Source organism: Stenotrophomonas sp. NPDC077461 (genome assembly GCF_049545475.1).
Taxonomy (GTDB): Bacteria; Pseudomonadota; Gammaproteobacteria; order Xanthomonadales; family Xanthomonadaceae; genus Stenotrophomonas; species Stenotrophomonas nematodicola.
In genome coordinates this window covers 15,659-34,954 of the sequence record NZ_JBMWDO010000015.1, presented here as the reverse complement: position 1 = coordinate 34,954, position 19,296 = coordinate 15,659, and the positions used below count along the sequence as shown (strand labels likewise).

At 70.3% G+C, this 19,296-nt stretch carries 3 protein-coding genes; all 3 read right to left on the bottom strand.

Going from position 1 to position 19,296, the window contains the following annotated elements; all coding sequences use genetic code 11:
- Positions 1-32: 32 nt before the first annotated feature.
- Genes ACPEH8_RS19190 through ACPEH8_RS19180 form a run of 3 tightly spaced genes read right to left on the bottom strand, consistent with a single transcriptional unit; the run spans position 33 to position 19,196 of the window.
- The gene (locus tag ACPEH8_RS19190; RefSeq protein ID WP_423667849.1) at positions 33-3,095 is read right to left on the bottom strand and encodes a type I polyketide synthase; all 3,063 of its coding nucleotides are present in this window, start codon (positions 3,093-3,095) and stop codon (positions 33-35) included.
- A complete protein-coding gene (locus ACPEH8_RS19185) occupies positions 3,088-7,614 on the bottom strand; it encodes a MupA/Atu3671 family FMN-dependent luciferase-like monooxygenase (protein ID WP_423667846.1) in 4,527 nt (1,508 codons plus the stop codon). Before ACPEH8_RS19185 ends, ACPEH8_RS19190 begins: the two co-directional genes overlap by 8 nt.
- Entirely contained in the window at positions 7,614-19,196 is an 11,583-nt protein-coding gene (locus ACPEH8_RS19180; RefSeq protein WP_423667843.1) for an amino acid adenylation domain-containing protein, read from the bottom strand. The genes ACPEH8_RS19185 and ACPEH8_RS19180 overlap by 1 nt, the downstream gene beginning before the upstream one ends.
- Positions 19,197-19,296: the final 100 nt, after the last annotated feature.

Below are 19,296 nucleotides of genomic sequence, written 5' to 3'. Positions count from 1 at the left end.
CCCGCCCGTACCCCTGTGCCCGGCCGCGCAGCTCAGCCTGCGAGCGGCTCGGGCGCTCCTTCGATCTCCGCCAGCAGGCGCGCCAGCAATGCGTCATCGGCCCCGTCGACCTGCGCCAGCAGCAGCCGGTTGGCCAACCCGGCCACCGTGGGCGCGCCGAACAGGTCGGCGATGGTCAGGCGAACGCCGGTACGTTCCTCCAGGGCGACCAGAATCCGCGCCGCCAGCAGCGAATGGCCGCCGAGTTCGAAGAAGTCCTGGTCGACGTAGATGCGCGCAATGCCGAACTGGGCCTGCCAGACGTCGGCAACGGTCCGCTCCATCTCATCGCGCGGCAGCACACCGCTGGGTGCAGCTGCGGTGGCTGCCAGCGCTGGCGGCAGAACCTCGGCCGGCATGATCTGCCCCGGCGCTGCGATCCAGTGCCGGCGGCGCTCGAACGCCACACCGGGAAGCCCCACGCGCCGCCCCCTGCGCGCCTGGTTGAAGGCACGCCAGTCAATCTCGACACCCGCCATCCAGGCCTGGGCCAGGCCCGCCATCAGCGCGGCGTGGTCGCTGCTGGCATCGCGCGGATGGCGCAGGGAGCTGCACACCACATGCGCATCGATGCCCGGCTGTTGCCGGGCCAGCGTCGTCAACGTGACGCCGGGCCCCACTTCGATCAGCACCGCAGCGCCGCCGTCCAGCACGGTGTCCATGCCATCGGCGAAGCGCACCGGCTCACGCAGATGCCGGACCCAGTACGCTGCGGAGGTCGCCTCTTCGGGTGCCAGCAGGCGCCCGGTGACATTGGACACCAGCGGAATCCGCGGGGCGAGCAGCCTTACGCCACGCATTACATCGCCGAACGCGGACAGTGCCGGATCCATCATCGGCGAGTGGAACGCGTGCGAGGCGGGCAGCAGGTGGCACTCGGTGCGCGGCGCCAGTCGATCACGCAGCCGCTCCAACGCCTCCACGGGACCGGCCGCCACGCACAGTGTGGGTGCGTTCACCACGGCTGCCACGCAGCCGGCCGTGGCCTCTCCGCCGTCGGCCAGGGCCTGCTGAAGGGCCGCCTCGGAGAGCGGCACGACCAGCATGCCGCCGGGCGCCAGCGCATCGAGCAGTGCGCCGCGCCGTGCCACGACCTTGATCGCGTCTTCCAGCCCGAGCACGCCGGACACGCAGGCGGCCACGTACTCGCCCAGACTGTGGCCGATCAGCAGATCCGGCTGGATGCCCCAGGCCTGCAACTGGCAGGCAAGCGCGTACTCCACGCAGAACAGGGCCGACTGGGTGTAGCGGGTCTGCTTCAGCCGGGGGTCGTCATCGGCGAAGAGAATGTCGCGCACGTCGCAGTCGAGCTCCGGCCGCAGCAGATCCGCGCACTCGTCCAGTGTCTGCCGGAACACGCGCTCGTGCTCGTACAGCCCGCGGCACATGCCCGCATGCTGCGCGCCCTGCCCGGGGAACATGAACACCACGCGGCGCTTTTTCGAATGGACCTCGCGGCCGGCGCGGGCCATCTCCCGCCGCAACGCGTCGGCTGCGGAGGCGCCATCGGCGCAGGCCACGGCACAGCGGAACCGGTGATGGCTGCGGCCGGCCTGCAGGGTGAAGGCGGCATCGGCGATGTCCACCCCGCCTTCGGCCAGTGCCGTTGCCAGCGCCTCCACGGTGTCGGCCAGTGCCGCCGCGCTTTTCGCGCTCGCCACCAGAAGTTGCGACCGCGCCGTGGGGGTACCGTGGGCGGGGTGGACCTGGACAGGTGCAGGTGCGGGCGGCGGCGCCGGCAGCGGCGCCTGTTCGAGAATCACATGTGCATTGGTGCCGCCGATGCCGAACGAACTGACGGCGGCGCGGCGGGCATCGAAGGACGCCGGCCACGGCGTGGCCTGGGTGGGGACGTAGAACGGCGACGACGGAAAGTCGATCGCCGGGTTGGGTGCCTCGAAATGGGTGGCAGGCGGCAGCACGCCCTGCTCCACCGCCTTGGCAGCCTTGATCAACCCGGCGACGCCGGCGGCGATGTCGAGATGACCGATGTTGGCCTTCAGCGCGCCCAGCGCACAGTACTGCGTGCGCGCCGTGGTGGCACGATAGGCCTCCGACAGTGCGGCGATCTCCACCGGATCACCCAGCTGGGTGCCGGTGCCGTGCGCTTCCACGTAACCGATGCTGTCGGCCGGGACGCCGGAAACGCCCAGCGCCTGGGCGATGACCGCAGCCTGGCCGTCCACGCTGGCCGCAGTGAAGCCGACCTTCTGCGCACCATCGTTGTTGACCGCCGATCCCTTGATGACGGCGTACACGCGATCGCCATCGGCAATGGCATCGTCCAGCCGCTTCAGCAGCACGATTCCCGCACCGGCGCCCTTGACCGTTCCCTGCGAACGGTGGTCGAAAGGGCGGCACAGGCCATCGGAAGCGACGATGCCGCCTTCATGGAACTGATACCCCTCGTCCACCGGCACGTTCAGGCTGACGCCACCGGCCAGCGCCATGTCGCATTCGAACGACAGCAGGCTCTGGCACGCCTGGTGGACCGCCACCAGCGAGGTGGAGCAGGCGGTATCCACGTTGACGCTTGGCCCCTGCAGGCCGAGCTTGAACGACACCTTGGTGGCCGCGAAGCTCTTTTCGTTGCCGATGGAGAACTGCAGCGTACCGATCGCATCGATCAGGCCCGGTTCCGGCAGCAGGTTGCGGATCATGTAGGCCGGCGTCCCCACGCCGGCATACACGCCGATCAGCCCGTCGAACTGCGCCGGGGCATGCCCGCCGTCGTCCAGCGCCTGCTGGCAGCACTCCAGCAGCAACCGGTGCTGCGGGTCCATCGTCTCCGCCTCGCGCGGCGTGAAACCAAAGAAACCCGCATCGAAGCGGTCGATATCCTGGGGGCCGTACGCCACCCGCACGTAAGCCGGATCGGCGATGCGGGCCGGGTCCACCCCGGCGTCGCGCAACTGCTGCTCGCTCAGCGGACGTGCCGCGACCTGCCCTGCCAGCACGTTCCGCCAGAGAGCGGCGACATCGTCCGCGCCGGGGAACCGTCCTGCCATGCCAATGATCGCGATGCCTTCCATCGGGCTGTCCAACCTGTCATCCATTGCGGAGTCGCTCCTTCAACTGCTGTCGTTGCCGCTGTGCCGCCTGTCCGCGTTCCCGACTGCGCGTGGCGATCATCGCCGCACGCGCGCTGCCATCGTCGTCCTGCTCGGCATCGAGCAGATCGCCGAGGCCGGCAATGGTCGGGTTGCGGAAGAGATCCACCACGTTGAGTTCGCGACGCCCCATGCCGCGCAGGCGCGCGTGCATCTGCGCCAGCAGGAACGAGTGCCCGCCCAGCTCGAAGAAATTGGCATGACGGCCGATGCCCTCCACACCGAGCAGCGACGCCCATATCTTCGCCACCGCGCGCTCGGTGTCGGTCGCAGGCGGCTCATCCTCCCGGGTCGGAAGCTGTGCGGCATCCGGTGCCGGCAACGCTGCCCGGTTCACTTTTCCGTTCGGCGTCAGCGGCATGTGCGGCAGCACCAGGACGAGGTCCGGCTGCATGTAATCGGGCAGCATCCGCTGCAGGCGCGTACGCAGCGCGTCCTGCAGCACGCTGCCCTGCGCGATGCCGGTGGCCACCACGTAGGCGACCAGCCGCGGCGGTGCGCCGCTGTCGTGGCGCACCACGGCCACGGCCTGCGTCACCGCCGGGTCTGCTTCAAGGGCCGCCTCGATTTCGCCGAGCTCGATCCGGAACCCGCGCCACTTGGTCTGCTGGTCCAGGCGGCCCAGGAAATCGATCGCGCCATCGCGGCGGCCGCGCGCCCCATCGCCGGTCCGGTACATGCGGGCGCCGGGCACGCACGACAGCGGGTCGGGAAGGAAGCGCTCGGCGGTCAGCGCGGGCCGCTGCCAGTAGCCACGGGTGACGCCGATGCCGCCGATGTAGAGTTCACCGGCCACACCGGTCGGCACCCGTTCCAGGTCCAGGTCCAGCACGCGGATCTGCTCGCCGCCAAGGGCGCCGCCCAGCGTGGGGGCTGCCTCGGTGACCTGGGTGGCCCCGGACCACACGGTGGTCTCGGTGGGTCCATACATGTTCCATGCAGACCGCGCAGTGGCCGCCAGCTGTTGTGCCAACGGTGCGGGCAACGCCTCACCGCCGACCAGCACCGCATCCAGCCGGGCCACCGCCTGCCGGCCCGGCTCGGAGTCCAGCAGCAGGCGCATGAACGACGGCGTGCACTGCAGGTGCGTCACCGCATGGCGGGCCATCGTCTCCTCTGCGGGATGGTAGGTGCGCCGCGCCAGCATCTGCTGCCGCGCGTGTTCGGCGTCGGCCAGCTGGCGCAGCCGCTTCAGCTGCGCGAATCCCTCGACCACGTGATCCTCGTCGATACCGAAGTCGACCAGGCAGGCCGCCTCGTCGACGCCGATCGCCTGCAGCCGTCCGATCATTGGCAGGCATTCCTCGGGCGTGCCGAACAGCGCGCTGGAACGGGCGTAGCGCTGGAAGCCGGCTTCGACCAGCACGTCCTGGTCGACATCCGGGTCCAGGCCATTGGCTTCGGCCACCGGCCGCAGCAGGTTGACCGAACTGCGCAGATAGTCCTTGAACGGGGCTTCCACACGCGCGCTGACCTCCGCGCTGTCCTCGCCCACGTAGGTGTGCAGCATCAGCGTCACGCGGCCCGCCTCGGGGTCGTGCCCATGCTCGGCGCGGGTACGCCGGTACAGCGCGATCTTGCCCGCAAGCTCCTCCAGGCTCTGCCCCAGCAGGTGGGTGAGTACGTTCGCACCGATCCGCCCGGCATACTCGAACGTCTCGGGGCTGCCGGCCGCCGTGATCCACACCGGGAGTTCGGGCTGGATCGGCTCGGGACGGGTGCGGATCTCCACCTCGCTGCCGTTGCCGGCGCGGAACGGCCGCGATTCGCCACGCCACAGCGCACGCACCGTGTCCACCCCGTCGCGCAGGACCTGGTGGCGCTCGGCATAGTTGTCCGGGTTGAAAACGAAATCGTTGAAGTGCCAGCCCGAGGCAAAGGCGATGCCGGCACGGCCCTTGGACAGATGGTCGATCATCGACCACTCTTCGGCCACCCGCACCGGATGGTGCAGGGGCAGCACGACGCTGCCGGCGCGGATGCACACGTTGCGCGTCACCGCCGCGAGCGCAGCGGCGGCGACCGCCGGACTCGGGTACTGGCCGCCAAAGGCATGGAAGTGGCGCTCAGGCACCCACACCGCCTCGAAACCGCTTTCATCGGCAAAACGCGCGCCGTCCATCAGCAGCCGATAGCGGTCCGCGCCCGGCGCGCTGCGTTCGGCGGCGAAGTAGAACAGGCTGAACCCCACCGGCGCTGCCGGCCGGCGCTGTACGGTGCCGGCCAACGGGAGTGCCGCTGCAGCCGTGGCAGCAGGCTGTTCCTGCTGCAGTACCACCTGGTGCCCACGCGACAACGTCCACAGCAGCTCCAGGACGGAGATGTCGAAGGAGACGCTGGTGACGGCCAGCCACACCTGGCGCTCGTTGGGCGCCGGCTGCAGCCGCTGGTCCAGGCCATGCAGGAAACCGCAGAGGTTGGCGTGCGACACCATCACGCCTTTGGGGCGACCGGTGGAGCCGGACGTGTAGATCATGTACGCAAGGGCCTCCGGCGGTGGCGCCGCCGCAGGCTCGTCCATCGCAGGCGGCGGCAGCGGATCGCCGACACCGAGCATCTCGACCGGCACACCGGCACCGGCCACCTCGGCGATCGCGCCCAGCGACGGCGCGCTGATCAGCAGGCTCAGGCCCGCGTCCTCGATCATCAACGCCTGCCGGGCCACCGGGTAGTCCGGATCGATCGGAACATAGGCCGCGCCGGCGTCCAGCACCGCCAGCAGCGCCACGACCATCTCCGGACGGCGCTCCAGCAGTACGCCAACCCGGTGCTCAGGACCGACGCCCCGTGCCCGCAACCGCGCCGACAGCGCTGCCACCTGCGATGCCAGCGTGCCGAAATCCAGCGACACGTCACCGCAGCGCAGTGCGACGGCATCCGGATCGCGCTGCGCCACGTCACGGAAACGACAGGCCACCGAGCGCTCGTCGGCAGCGATACCGGGGCCTGCAGGGTCGACCGCGTCGGCCGGCAGGCGGAACTGCGGCAGCCGCCGAGCCGGCGCCGCGCCGGCCTGCTCGAGCAGCGCGGCGAACTGGCTGGCCAGGGCATCAACCGTGTCGGCATCGAACAGATCGGTGTTGTACTCCAGGCCCATCTCCGTACCGTCGGGAGCGTGCTCGAGGGTCAGGGTGAGATCGTATTTGGCGACATGGGTATCGGCAGCAATCGCCTCGACGTCGCAGCCGGACAGCCGCAGGCCGTCGGTGTCGCGCTCGATCATCGAGAACATCAGCTGGAACAGCGGCGTGTGGCTGAGGCTGCGCGGTGGCTGCAGGAGCTCGACCACCTGCTCGAACGGGATGTCCTGGTTTTCCTGCGCGGCCAGTACAGTCTCACGGACCTTGCCCAGCAGGTCCTGGAAGCGCTCACCGGGCTGCACGCGGGTGCGCATCACCAGCGTGTTGCTGAAGAAGCCGACCAGATCGGTCACTTCGGCGCGCACGCGGTTCGCCACCGGGGTACCGACCACCAGATCGGTGCTTCCGGTATGCCGCCACATCAACAGATTGAACACGGCCAGGCCGGCCACGAACGGCGTGACGCCGTGATCGTGCGCCAGCGACTGCAGAGCCTGCTGCGCCCCGCCCGGCAGCGCCCTGCGCAGCACCGCACCGTGGTAACGCTGCGTGACCGGCCGCGGGCGGTCGCCCGGGAAGGTGGACAGCACCGGGGCACCGGCAAGCTGCTGCCGCCAGTACGCCTGCTGCGCCTGGATACGCGGGCCACTGGACTGCAGCCAGCTGCGCTGCCATGCGGCATGGTCGGCATACTGCACCGGCAGCGTCGGCAGCGTCGCACCCGCGTACAGCGCGCCGAGATCGCGCTTGAGAACATCCAGCGACCAGCCATCGGCCGCAATGTGATGCAGCACGATCAGCAGCACGTGCTCGCCGTCATCCAGTCGTATCAGCGTCACCCGCAGCGGCGGCGCCCCGGCGAGATCGAAGCCACGGCCAGCCTCCAGCACCAGCAGCGCGTCCAGGTCCGGCCCCTGCGCGGAGACGGCGCGCTGTTCGATCGGGGTGGGCATGTCGACCCAGGAAGCGCCGGCGATGTCGGCCCCGTCGGGGTAACGGGTCTGCAGCACCTCGTGCCGCCGCACCAGCGCGTCGACCGCCTGCTGCAGCCGATCGACATCCAGCGGCCCGCGCACGCGGAATGCGACCGGAATGTTGTATGCCGCTTCGTTGCCGCCCAGTGTGCGCATGAACAGCAGGCGTTCCTGCGCGTGCGACAGCGGCAACAGGTCGCCCCGCTGCACCCGTAGCAGCGCCCCACCGGCATCGGTGCTGGACTGGTAGGCCTCCAGGGCGCGGATGATCGCGGCCTTGGCAGCCACCACGCGCTCCTTCAGCTCCGCGTCGAAGCGGCCTTCCGGTGCCCGATAGCGAAGCGCCCCGTTCTCCGTCCAGACCTGTATCCCGCGTTCCCGCAGCTCCAGCAGCAGTGCATCAATGGACATTACAGGCTCCCCTCGTCGACAAGCTCATCGCTGCTCACTCCCTGTGATCGGTCTGCGTTGGCGAGCCACTGCTGCGCCGACAGGTGACGGGCCAGACCGCGCACGTCGGGGTGTTCGAACACCGCGCGCATCGATACCGGCACGCCGAACATGGCTTCCACACGGGGCAGCATTTTCAGCATCAGCAGCGAATGGCCGCCCGCCAGGAAGAAGTTGCTGTCCACGCCGGCGACCTCGCCGGGCAGCATCTCCCGCCACAGCGCCAGCAGGCCGCGTTCGGCCTCGTTGCCGGGCGGCAGGGCCGCGGTCGCCTGCGCCACGGGGGCGGAGGCCGCGTCATCGAGCGCGAGCGCCCTGCGGTCGAGCTTGCCGTTCGCAGTCCTGGCCAGGGCCGGCAGCAGGACATAGCGCGTTGGCAGCATGTGGGCGGGCAGCGCGCGGGCCAGCGCGTCACGCAGCCCGGCAGCCTGCAGCACCTGCCCTTCGGCCGGCGAGACAAACGCGACCAGGGCATCCTCCCCTGCGCTCGGCACCACCAGCACCGCGCACTCTCCAACCCCGTCCAGACGGCCAAGGTGGTGCTCGACGTCGCCCAGTTCGATGCGGAATCCACGCAGCTTGACCTGCTGGTCGGCGCGTCCGATGAACTCCAGCGCACCGCCTTCCGCGCAGCGCACCAGATCGCCGGTGCGGTACATCACCGCGCCCGCGTCGATCGCAAACGGGTCCGGCAGGAAGCGCTCGGCCGTCGCGCAGGGACGACCGAGATACCCCTGCGCCACACCGTCGCCCGCCAGATACAGTTCTCCGGGGACGCCCCACGGCACCGGATCACCGGCGCTGTCGAGCACATACGCGCGGGTGTTGGCGATCGGAACGCCAATCACCGGCTTGACGCCGGTCCGGCGCGGCATCAACGCCCACGTCGAGTACGTGGTGTCTTCGGACGGGCCATACAGGTTGTAGACACGCAGCGCGGGCGACTGGTCGTGCAGTCGCTCCACCAGCCTTGCCGGCAGCGCTTCGCCGGCAAGGTTGACCACGCGCACGCTGGCCGGCAGCGGACGCTCGCGCGTCAGCGCATCGATGGCCGACGGCACCGTGTTCACCAGGGTCAGCGGTCGCCGCGCGGCGGCCTGGTGCAGAGCCAGCGCATTGTCGCCCAGCACCACCGTGCCACCGGCCACCAGCGGCAGGAACAGTTCGTACACGGACAGATCGAAGCACACCGAGGTACAGGCAAACACGCCCTGCAGATCCGCGTCGTCCACCTCGGTCAGCGCCCAGTCGAGCATCACATTCGCATTGACATGGCGGATTGCCACACCCTTCGGCCGGCCGGTCGAACCGGACGTATAGATCACATAGGCCACCGCCCCGACCGGCACGGCCGGCAGCGCGGGCATGGCGGCCGGCACCGGTCCGGCCAACACCTCGTCCAGCGTGATGACCCGCACATCACCGATCTGCCCGAGCACGCTGTCACGGATGCGCGCGTCCACGATCAGCAGCGCGGGCGCCGCATCGTCCAGGATGTCCAGCAACCGCTGGCGCGGGTAGTCCGGATCCAGTGGCACGTAGGCCGCGCCCACCGACTGGATCGCCAGCAGCGTCGTCACCAGGCGGGCGGTGCGCGGCAGGCAGACCGCAACGCGCTCGCCCGGCACGATGCCCAGGCGTTGCAGGGCGTGCGCGGTGGACGCCACCTCGGCGGCCAGCCCGGCATAGGTCAGGCACTGTGTCCCATCGTCGATGGCGACGGCGGCCGGCGTGCGCAGCGCCTGATCCAGCACGCGTGCGTGCAGCGCGTGGGCACACCGGTCAACCCGCGAGCCGTCCAGCAGCGACGGCTGTGGCCAGCGCGGCGCCAGTGCGTCCAGGCGCCGCGACGGATCGTCCAACAGCGCCTCCACGACCGCCACGTAGGCGTCCGCGAGCTGCGCCGCCGTGGTGGCGGTGAACAGGTCGCGCGCGAACTCCAGGCTGCCCTGCAATGTTCCGCCCGACGCGCGCATCGACAGCGTCAGATCGAACTTGGCCGCCCGGTCGCCGGGCGGTGCTGCGGTGACCCGGACGCCATCCAGCGCCAGGGTCGCTTCGTCGCCCTGTTCCATGACGAACATGTGCTGGAACAGCGGGCTGTGGCTCAGCGCGCGATCGGGCTGCAGGTGTTCGATCACCCGTTCGAACGGCAGCTCCTGGTGGGACAGCCCGTGGATCAGACGCGACCGCGTCTGCTCCAGCAGATCGGCCACCGTGGCGGTGGGCTGCAGTTGGAAGCGCAGCGCCAGCGTGTTGGCGAAGAAGCCGATCAGCGACTGGGACGCCAGCGATTGGCGGTTGTCCACCGGCGTGCCGATCACCAGATCCTGCTTGGCCGAGAAGTACGACAGCAGCAGCGCATACGCGCTGGACAGCACCACAAACGGCGTCATGCCCAGTGCCTGGCAGCGCTGTCCGAGCCTTGCATGCAGGGCGGCCGGCATCTCGAAGCGGTGCAGTCCCCCCCGGTGCGACTGCACCGGGGGGCGAAGCGATGCCGTGGTCAGTTCCAGCAAGGGAGGCGCGCCGTCCAGTGCCTCGCGCCAGTACGCCAACTGCGGCTCCAGCAGGTGCGCGGTGTCGTGCTGCCACACCGCGTAGTCGGCGTACTGCAGCGTGGGCGCCGGCAGCGCGGCCACGCCATCGGCGTACAACGCCCGCAGTTCGTGGCAGAAGATCGCCAGCGAGCTGCCGTCGAAGGCAATGTGGTGGATGTTCAGCAGCATCGTCCAGGCGGCGTCGCCGTGCCTGACCAGCGTGCAGCGCAACAACGCACCTGCGGCGAGATCGAACGCGTGCGAGGCATTGGCATCGATCAGCGCCGCCAACCTTGTCGCCCGTTCGGCGTCGCCAAGGTGGCGAAGATCGATCACCTCCAGCAGTCCGGTCCGCGCGGGCTGGACCTGCTGGTGCAGCACCCCGTCGATGGCAACGAAGGACGCGTTCAACACCTGGTGGCGCGCCACCAGCGCATCCAGCGCCACCGACAGGCGCGCGGTGTCGAGCGCACCGTCGATGTGGAACACCCCCGGCATGGTGTACAGCGTCGGGTCGCCGCCCAGGCGCTCCAGGAACCACAACCGCTGTTGCCCGGTGGTGGCCACCACCGGGCCGGAACCGGCGCATGGCCCAAGCACCGGCAATGGCTGCCCGCGCCCGGCAGTGCGCGACCGGATGCAGGCGGCAAGGCCCGCTGCCGTCGGGTGATCGAACAGATCGCGAACGGTCAGGCCCACGGCGAACACGGCCTGCAACCGCGCGCTGGCGCGGGCGGCCAGCAGGGAATTTCCGCCCACGCTGAAGAAATCGTCATCCCGACCGATGGACGCCGAGCCCACCAGCTGCGACCAGCACTGCAGCACCAGCCGCTCGGTCTCGTCGGCGCCGCCGACCGGCGCCGCGGTGTCGGCAGCGCCGCCCGCCACGCGTGCCGCCGCCAGTGCCGCCTCATCGACCTTGCCGTTGCGGGTGAGCGGGATCGCCGGCATCGGCACCCACATCCCCGGCACCATGAATTCCGGCAGGCGGCCACGCAGGTGGCGCATCCAGCCGGCGGCGTCCAGGCTGCCGCCATCGGCCAGCACCACATGCGCGGCGAGCTGGCCATCGCCGGTTGCCCGCGCCACCACCTGGCCGATACCGGGCAGGCTCGCGCAGGCCGCCTCCACTTCCCCCAGTTCGATGCGGAAGCCGCGCACCTTGACCTGCTGGTCGCGCCGCCCGATGTAGTGCACCTGGCCATCGTGCGCCCGGCGGACCGCCAGGTCGCCACTGCGGTACATGCGTGCGCCGGGGATCGGCGAGAACGGATCAGGCAGGAAGCGTTCGGCCGTCAGCTCGGCGCGTCCCAGGTAGCCACGTGCCAGCCCAGGGCCGGACACATGCAGTTCGCCCGGCACGCCTGCAGGCTGCGGAACGCCGTTGTCGTCCAGGATGTACATGGACAGATCGGTCAAGGCTTCGCCGATCAGGCTGCCGGGCGCGTCCACGTCAACGTGTTGGATGATCCGCGCCGTGACATGCACCGTGGTCTCGGTGATGCCGTACATGTTCACCATCACCGGCCCCTGCGGATACCGCTCGAACCACGGCGCAAGTGCCGCCAGGTTGAGCGCTTCTCCACCAAACACGATGTAGCGCAGCGCGGGCCAGGGCCGTGGGGGGCCGGCGAGATCGGCCTGCAGCAGTTGCTGGAAGGCCGACGGCGTCTGGTTCAGTACGGTCACGCCCTGCGCGCGGACGAACGGGCCGACCTCGTCGGCCGAGCGCGCGACCGCGTACGGCACCACGGCCAGCCTTCCTCCATGCAGCAGGGCGCCCCAGATTTCCCAGACCGAGAAATCGAAGGCGTAGGAGTGGAACAACGCCCAGACATCCTGCGGGCCGAACGTGAAGGTCGCCGCCGTGGCCTCGAACAGCCGCAGCACGTTGGCATGGGTCACCACCACGCCCTTCGGACGGCCGGTGGAACCGGACGTGTAGATCACATACGCCGCCTCCTGCGGATCGATGGCCACGGCCGCCAGCGGTGGCGCATCGGTGGTCTGCAACGCTTCTACCGGCAGGTAGCGCAGCGACGCATCGGCGAACAGCCCTGCATGCGCGTGATGCCCGAGGATGCCGGCCACGTCGGCGTCGCGTGCCATGTACAGCAGCCGCTCGGCCGGGTAGCGCGGATCCAGCGGGACATAGGCGGCACCGGCCTTGAGGATGGCGAGCATGGCCACGATGAGGTCGCAGCCCCGCTCCATGCACAGCCCGACGCGGCTCCCGCGCCCGATGCCGGCCTCGCGCAATGCGGCCGCCCATTGCCCGCTGAGCGCATCCAACTGCGCATGGGTCAGTGCCTGGTCCGCGCAGTTGACCGCAATGGCCGTCGGGAAGCGCTTCGCCGTTGCGCTGTAGCGCGCAGGCAGATCGCCTGGCACACCCGGCACCGTGGCCGGTGCGGCCGCAGCCGCCGTCGGCGCCACTGCCGCCCCGAGCGGCAGCGCAGCCACTGCCTGCAGGGGATGCTCCAGCGCCGACGCCAGCAGACCGGCGTAATGCGCGAGCATCGCCTCTGCCGACGCGGATGTGAACAGGTCGCGCCGGTACTCCAGCTCCAGGCGCATGCCGTGGCGCGTGAAGGTGATCAGCAGGTTGATGTCGAACTTGGCCGTTGCCGTGTGCAGTGGCAGCCACGCGGCCTGCACGCCGTCGGGCCACGCGCAGGGGTCGACCACGTCCGGCTGCAGCGTCACCATCGCCTGCACCAGCGGGCCGTGGCTCAGCGAGCGGGAGGGTGCCAGCGCATCCACGACATGGTCGAAGGGGACGGCGGCATCCTGCAACGCGGTCACGCCATCGCCGGCAAACCTGCGCAGATGCGCCTGGAAGCTGTCCGCTGGCTGGATGGGGCTGCGCAGCACGAGGGTGTTGACGAACAGACCGACCGTATCCCCGTGCCGCGCCTGGTCACGCGTGTCCACCGCGGTCCCCAGCGGTACGTCCTCGTTGCCGCTGTAGCGCCACATCAACAGCTGGAAGACCGCGGCCAGCAGCATGAACGGGCTGCATGCAGTGGCGGCGGCAAGCGACTCGACACGGTGGCGTTCGGGCAGCGACAGCGTGCGCGACACGACTCCGCCACGGATGCCCGCCACGGGCGGCCGCGGCAGGTCGGTGGGCAGCTCCAGCAGCGGCGGCATGCCCTGCAGGCGCTGCGCGATCCGCTGCAGGCCGGCCTGCCAGGCATCGGCCTCGCGCGCCGCCTGCTGCGCCTGGCAGTACCCCGTATGGTCGCCCGCCCGCAGCGCGTCCGCCCCACTCCACCGCGCGGCGATCTGCCGCAGCAGCACGGCCAGCGAACCACCGTCGGCGGCAATGTGATGCGCAAGCACCGTCAGCACGCACTCCCCATCCCCCAGCCAGGCCACATCGGCCCGGCAGATCGGCCCGGCCGCCAGATCGAAGACGGTCCCGGCCAATGCCTGCAGGTGCGAGGCGAGCACATCCTCGCGTGCCTGCCCGATGTGTCCGGACAGATCGGTCAACGCGACCGGCGGGTGCGGGTGCGCGCCGACAACCCGCTGCGGACCGTCGGTACCGGCCACGTAGCAGGCGTGCAGTTCCGGATGCAGCGCGAGCACATGGGCGACGTGTCCGCGCACGGTGTCAGGGGCCCGCACGCCGGCCAGGCGGATGCTCAGCGGCATCGTGTACGCCGCGCTGGGGCCGTGCAGCTGGTCCACGAACCACAGCCGCTGTTGCGCCGGCGACAGGACCTCCGGTGCCGACGGCGCAGGCGGGGCGTCGACATCGCCACCGGCCTGACGCTGGTCGGCGCGCCGTGCGAGGTCGCCGATCACCGGGTGCAGCAGCACGTCGGCGACCTGCAGGTGCACCCCCGCCGTTTCGCGCAGGCGCGAGCACAGGCGGGTGGCCAGCAACGAGTGGCCGCCAAGCGAGAAGAAGTTGTCGGCGGCCGAGGCCTCCGGTACCGCCAGCAGCTCGCGCACGGCCGCCAGCACCTGCGCGCCCACCGGCGTCAGCGGTGCGGCCTCGACGGCCGCGACCGGTGCCACGTTCGCCGATGTCGGCAGCGCGGCGCGGTCGATCTTGCCACTGCTGTTCAACGGCCATGCGTCCAGCAGCGTGAACCGTTCCGGGACCGCATAGGACGGCAATCTGGCCCGCAGGTGGGCAGTCAGCAGCTCCAGCCGCTCGGCGTCATCGAAGGCGCCGGCACGCACAGCGTGGCAGAGCAGATAGGGCTCGCCATTGGCATGCCGCGCCAGGACGGTCAGCGCACCGGCAACGGCGTCGCAGGTGCCGGCCAGCGCATCGATCTCGCCCAGTTCCAGCCGCTGGCCGCGAAGCTTGACCTGGAAGTCGAGGCGGCCGAGGTACTCGATGGCGCCGTCCTGGCGCTGGCGGGCAAGATCTCCGGTGCGATACAGCCGCTCGCCAGGCGCGCGCGGCACCGGCGAGGGCACGAAGCGTTCGGCAGTGAGCGCCGGCGCTGCGGCATAGCCACGGGCCAGCCCCTCCCCGCCCAGGTACAGCTCGCCAGCCACGCCTTGGGGTACCGGCTGCAGGTCGTCGTCAAGCACCACCATCTGCACGTTGTCGATCGGATGCCCGATCGGCACGCGGGTGCCCGCGTCCTGTGCATCGCAGTCCCAGCAGCTCACATCGATGGCCGCTTCGGTCGGGCCATACAGGTTGGCCACCCGTGTGGTCGGGAAGCGCTGCCGGCAGCGGGCCAGCACATCGATGCCCAGTTCTTCGCCGCTGCATACGATCTGCCGCAACGACGGCAGCGCACCGAGCCCGTGCGCATCGACGAAGGCGGCCAGCATCGACGGCACGAAATGCACCACACTGACGCGCTGGTCGCGCATCAGGGCATGCAGGTAGTCCGCATCGCGGTGTCCATCGTGACGGGCGATGACGAGCCCGGCACCGACCATCAACGGCCAGAACAGCTCCCACACCGAAACGTCGAACGTGTACGGCGTCTTCAGCAGGGCGCGCTCGTCAGGCTGCAGGGCGAAGCGCCGCTGCATCCACTGCAGCCGGTTGGCCAGCGCCGCGTGCGTGTTGACCACGCCTTTGGGCTGTCCGGTGGAACCGGACGTATAGATGACGTAGGCGGCCTGGGCCGGCGCGTGGACGCGCGGTGCGGTGCGCCGGTGCGTGCCGTCGGCACGCAGATCGGCGACGCTGCGACTGCCCGGGAACAGTGCGTCGGCACCTTCGTCGTGGATGCCCGCCATCGGGCGGGCGGTGTCCAGGATGGCCTGGATGCGTGCCGCAGGCAGCGCCGGGTCCAGGGGCAGATAGGCGGCACCCGCCTTCATCGTCCCCAGCAGCGCCACCAGCAGATCGGCAGAACGCCGCATCGACACCGCGACCACATCGTCACTGCCCACCCCCTGGGCCAGCAGCGCGGCAGCGACCGCATCGGACTGCGCATCCAGCGTCGCATACGTCATGGTGCCGCCGTCGACGTGCAGCGCGATGCGGTCCGGCGTCTGCGCGGCCTGCCGGCGGAACTGCGCGTCCACGGACAGGAAGGCGCCCCAGTCGCGGTCCTCGCCCCAGCCCGGATGTGCGTCCCGGGGGGCCAGCGGGATCTGTCGCAACGGTGCGGTCGGCTGCGCCACCCCCTCGCGCAGCACCCGGGCGAAGCTGTCGGCCAGGCTGGCGGCCACGCTGGGTTCGAACAACGCGGTGGCGAAGTCGATGCGGCCTTCGTAGCGACCATCGCCCCGCTCGACCAGCGACAGCGACAGATCCAGCGGGCTGGTGCCCGGTGACAGGCGCACCGGCCGCACCTGCCAGCCGTGGAGCGCTATCGCAGCGTCCTGCTGCCCCTGGATGAGCGCCGCGAGGCCCGGAGTGCCGCTGGCGGTATGCAGATTGAGCAGCACCTGCACCAGCGGCGGCACGCTTGCATCGCGTTCCAGCGACAGCGCCTCCACCACCTGCGCGAACGGCAGCCGCGCGTGCGCGATGGCCCCCCGCAACCGCGCCCAGAGCGCCCGGTGGAAGGTCGCGAAATCGAGTTCCGCAGCGTCCCCCGAGAGCGCGGAGTGCAGGACCACCGTGTTCACGAAATAGCCCACCGACGTGCGGGCGGAGGGCGTCGAGCGGCCCAGAGTCGGCACCCCGATCAGCACCTCCGGCTGGCGTGCATAGCGGTGCAGTACCCAGGCGAAGGCCGCAGCGAAGAGGCTGAAGGGCGTACACGCCCACTGCGCGGCGAGCGCGTCGACCGCCGCGCCCTCGGCTGCGGAAAGGTGGAAGTGGACGCTGTCCCCCGCCACGTCCTGCACGCGCGGCCGTGGGCCACGGCGCGGGAGGTCCAGCACCGGCGGCCGCGCTGGCAGGGTGTCGCGCCAGTACGCCCGCTCGACATCGGTACCGTGCCGGAGATGGCGCGCCTCGTCCTCCACATACTGGAAGAAGCCCGTCGCTGCGGACGGCGGCAGTGCTTCACCGGCATACAGCGCGGCCAGCTCGTCGATCAGGCGCAGCATCGAGGCCAGATCGACACAGATGTGGTGCGCGACCAGCATCAGTACATCGCCGTCGGCCTCGCGCAGGTGTTCTACCCGGAACGGAGGCTCGACATCCAACCGGAAGGGGCGCGCGGCCAGGCGCTGCAGGAGGGCCGGACGCTCGGCGGCGGTGACCCCGTGCGCGGCGCGCATCGGCTGCAGCGCGGCGGCGTCGGGCGCCTGCACGATCTGCTCGGGCCCCGCCGGGCCGTCTTCGTAGCGGCAACACAGCACCGGGTGACGCGCCAGCAGCGCGGCCACCGCCGATCCCAGGCGTTCACGATCCAGCGGATGCGTGCAGGCAATCGGCAGGGCCACGTTATAGGCCGCGCTCTCCGGCTGCAGGCGGTACAGGTACCACAGCGCGGCCTGGTTGGCCGACATCGGGTGGCGATCGCCCACCGCTGCGGACGACAGGGCCGGCGCAGGTGCGGGGGCGGATGCAGGCGACGCGTCGGGGCGCGCCTCCAGCGAGGCAGCCAGTTCGTCCAGCGACGCGCCATCGAACAGCCGTTGCAGCACCCCGTTGGTGCTGAACGCCGCTTCCACGCGGCCGGCAAGGTCCACCAGCGCCAGCGAATCCAGCCCCAGGGCAAGCAGCGGGCGGTCGCGCGCGACCTCGTCGGCGGATATCGCCAGCGCGGGCGCGACCATCGCCTGCAACCGCTGCAGGGGCGTCTCCACGTTGCCGGCGGCGGCGCTGGCACGCGGACGGCGGCGTGTGCCGTCGACGCGGCCATCGATGCTGTCCAGCAGGTAGTGCTGCCGGATCCGTCCGCGCTGGATCTTGCCGCTCGATGTCTTGGGAAGATGTGCTGGCCCAATCAGGACCAGGTCGTGCAGGCGCGCGTCGCAGGCCAGCGCCACCGCTTCGCGGGCCAGCGCCACGGCATCGGCCACCTGCAGGTTGCGCAGTGCGGAGCGGTCCACTTCCTGCACCACCACCAGCCGCTCTTCGCCGTCCTGTTCGATCGCGAACGCGGCACCGCCGCCACTGCGGAATCCCTTCCACGACCGCTGCACCGCCGCCTCGACATCCTGCGGATAGAGGTTGCGGCCGCGGACGATGATCAGTTCCTTCAGGCGTCCGTTGATGAACACCCCGCCGTCGCTCACGAAGCCGAGGTCGCCCGTGCGCAGGTGGTCGGCGTCCACGTCCGGCAGGCGGGCCGCGAACGTTTCCGCGGTGGCATCCGGCCGTCGCCAATAGCCGTGCGCCACGCTCGGGCCGCGCACCCAGATTTCCCCCACCTGCCCCTCGTCGCACCTGCGGCCGGTGACCGGATCGACCACCTCCACCGCCAGGTCGAACCAGGCGCGTCCGCATCCCACCAGCGCCCCGCCGCCCTCGTCCAGGCGCGCCTGCCCCTGCTCCAGCGCCTGCCGGTCGAAGCGACGCGTGTCCGCGCCCCGCCCGCGCCCCCGGCCACAGACGAACAGCGTGGCTTCGGCCAGGCCGTACCCCGGGTAGTGCGCCTGCGGGTCGAAACCGCAGGAGGCGAACGCCGCGTTGAACCGCTCCAGCGTGGCCGCACGCACAGGCTCGGCGCCGTTCAGGGCGAAGGTCCAGCTGGACAGGTCCAGCGTCGCCTTCTGTGCGTCGGTAACGCGCTCGGCGCACAACGCAAACGCAAAGTCCGGTGCGAAGCTGGATGTACCGCGATAGTCCGAAATGGCCTGCAGCCACCGCGCCGGCTGCTGCAGGAAGGCGACCGGCGTCATCAGGTAACAGCGCGCTCCAAGGTAGAGCGTGTGCAGCACGTTGCCGATCAGGCCCATGTCATGGAACAGCGGCAACCACGACACGAATACGCTGTCGGCATCGTGGTCGAACGCGGCCTGCATCAGCATCTGGTTGTGCAGCAGATTGCCGTGGGACACCATCACGCCCTTCGGCGCGCCCGTGGACCCGGACGTGTACTGCAGGAAGGCCAGGTCGCTCGCGCGGGCGCCGGGATCCACCCAGGCGGCCGCATGGTCAAGATCCAGCGTGTCGGTCAGGCAGCAGGGCACCGTACCCAACCGCGGCGAGGCCGCCAGGCGGTCGTGCAACGCGCGGTGCATGTCTGCGGTGGTCAGCACGAATCCCGCATCGGCGTCGTCGCTCAACTGCTCCAGCCGCTGCCAGTGTTCATCCCGTGCCTGCGGGGTATACACCGGTACCGCAAGGGCGCCCGCATACAGGCACCCCATGAAGCCGGCAATGAAATCCAGACCCGAACTGTAGAGCAGGATCACCCGCTCGCCGCGTCCGCCGCGCGCCTGCAGCCACGCCGCGATCGCGCGGGCGCGCTCATCCAGCTGCGCGTACGTCCAGCTCGCCTGCGGCTGGTGGCCGTCCTTGAGAAACACGAATGCCGTCTGCCCGCCGTTCTCGGCGGCACGATGCCGTCCCAGATCGACAAGACTGGCGAAACGCTGCGTCGGCTCGGCCTTGGCCGGCTTGAAATCCCTTCCGTTGGCGCCCTGCATGACCGCGTACCGCCTCCTCATCGTCCTGATGCATTGAGAACCGCTTGCTGCCGATCGTGGTGTTGCCTGTTTCGACGACCCGGATCACCCATGCGGTGCGTCCGGTCGATTGCGTGGGGCG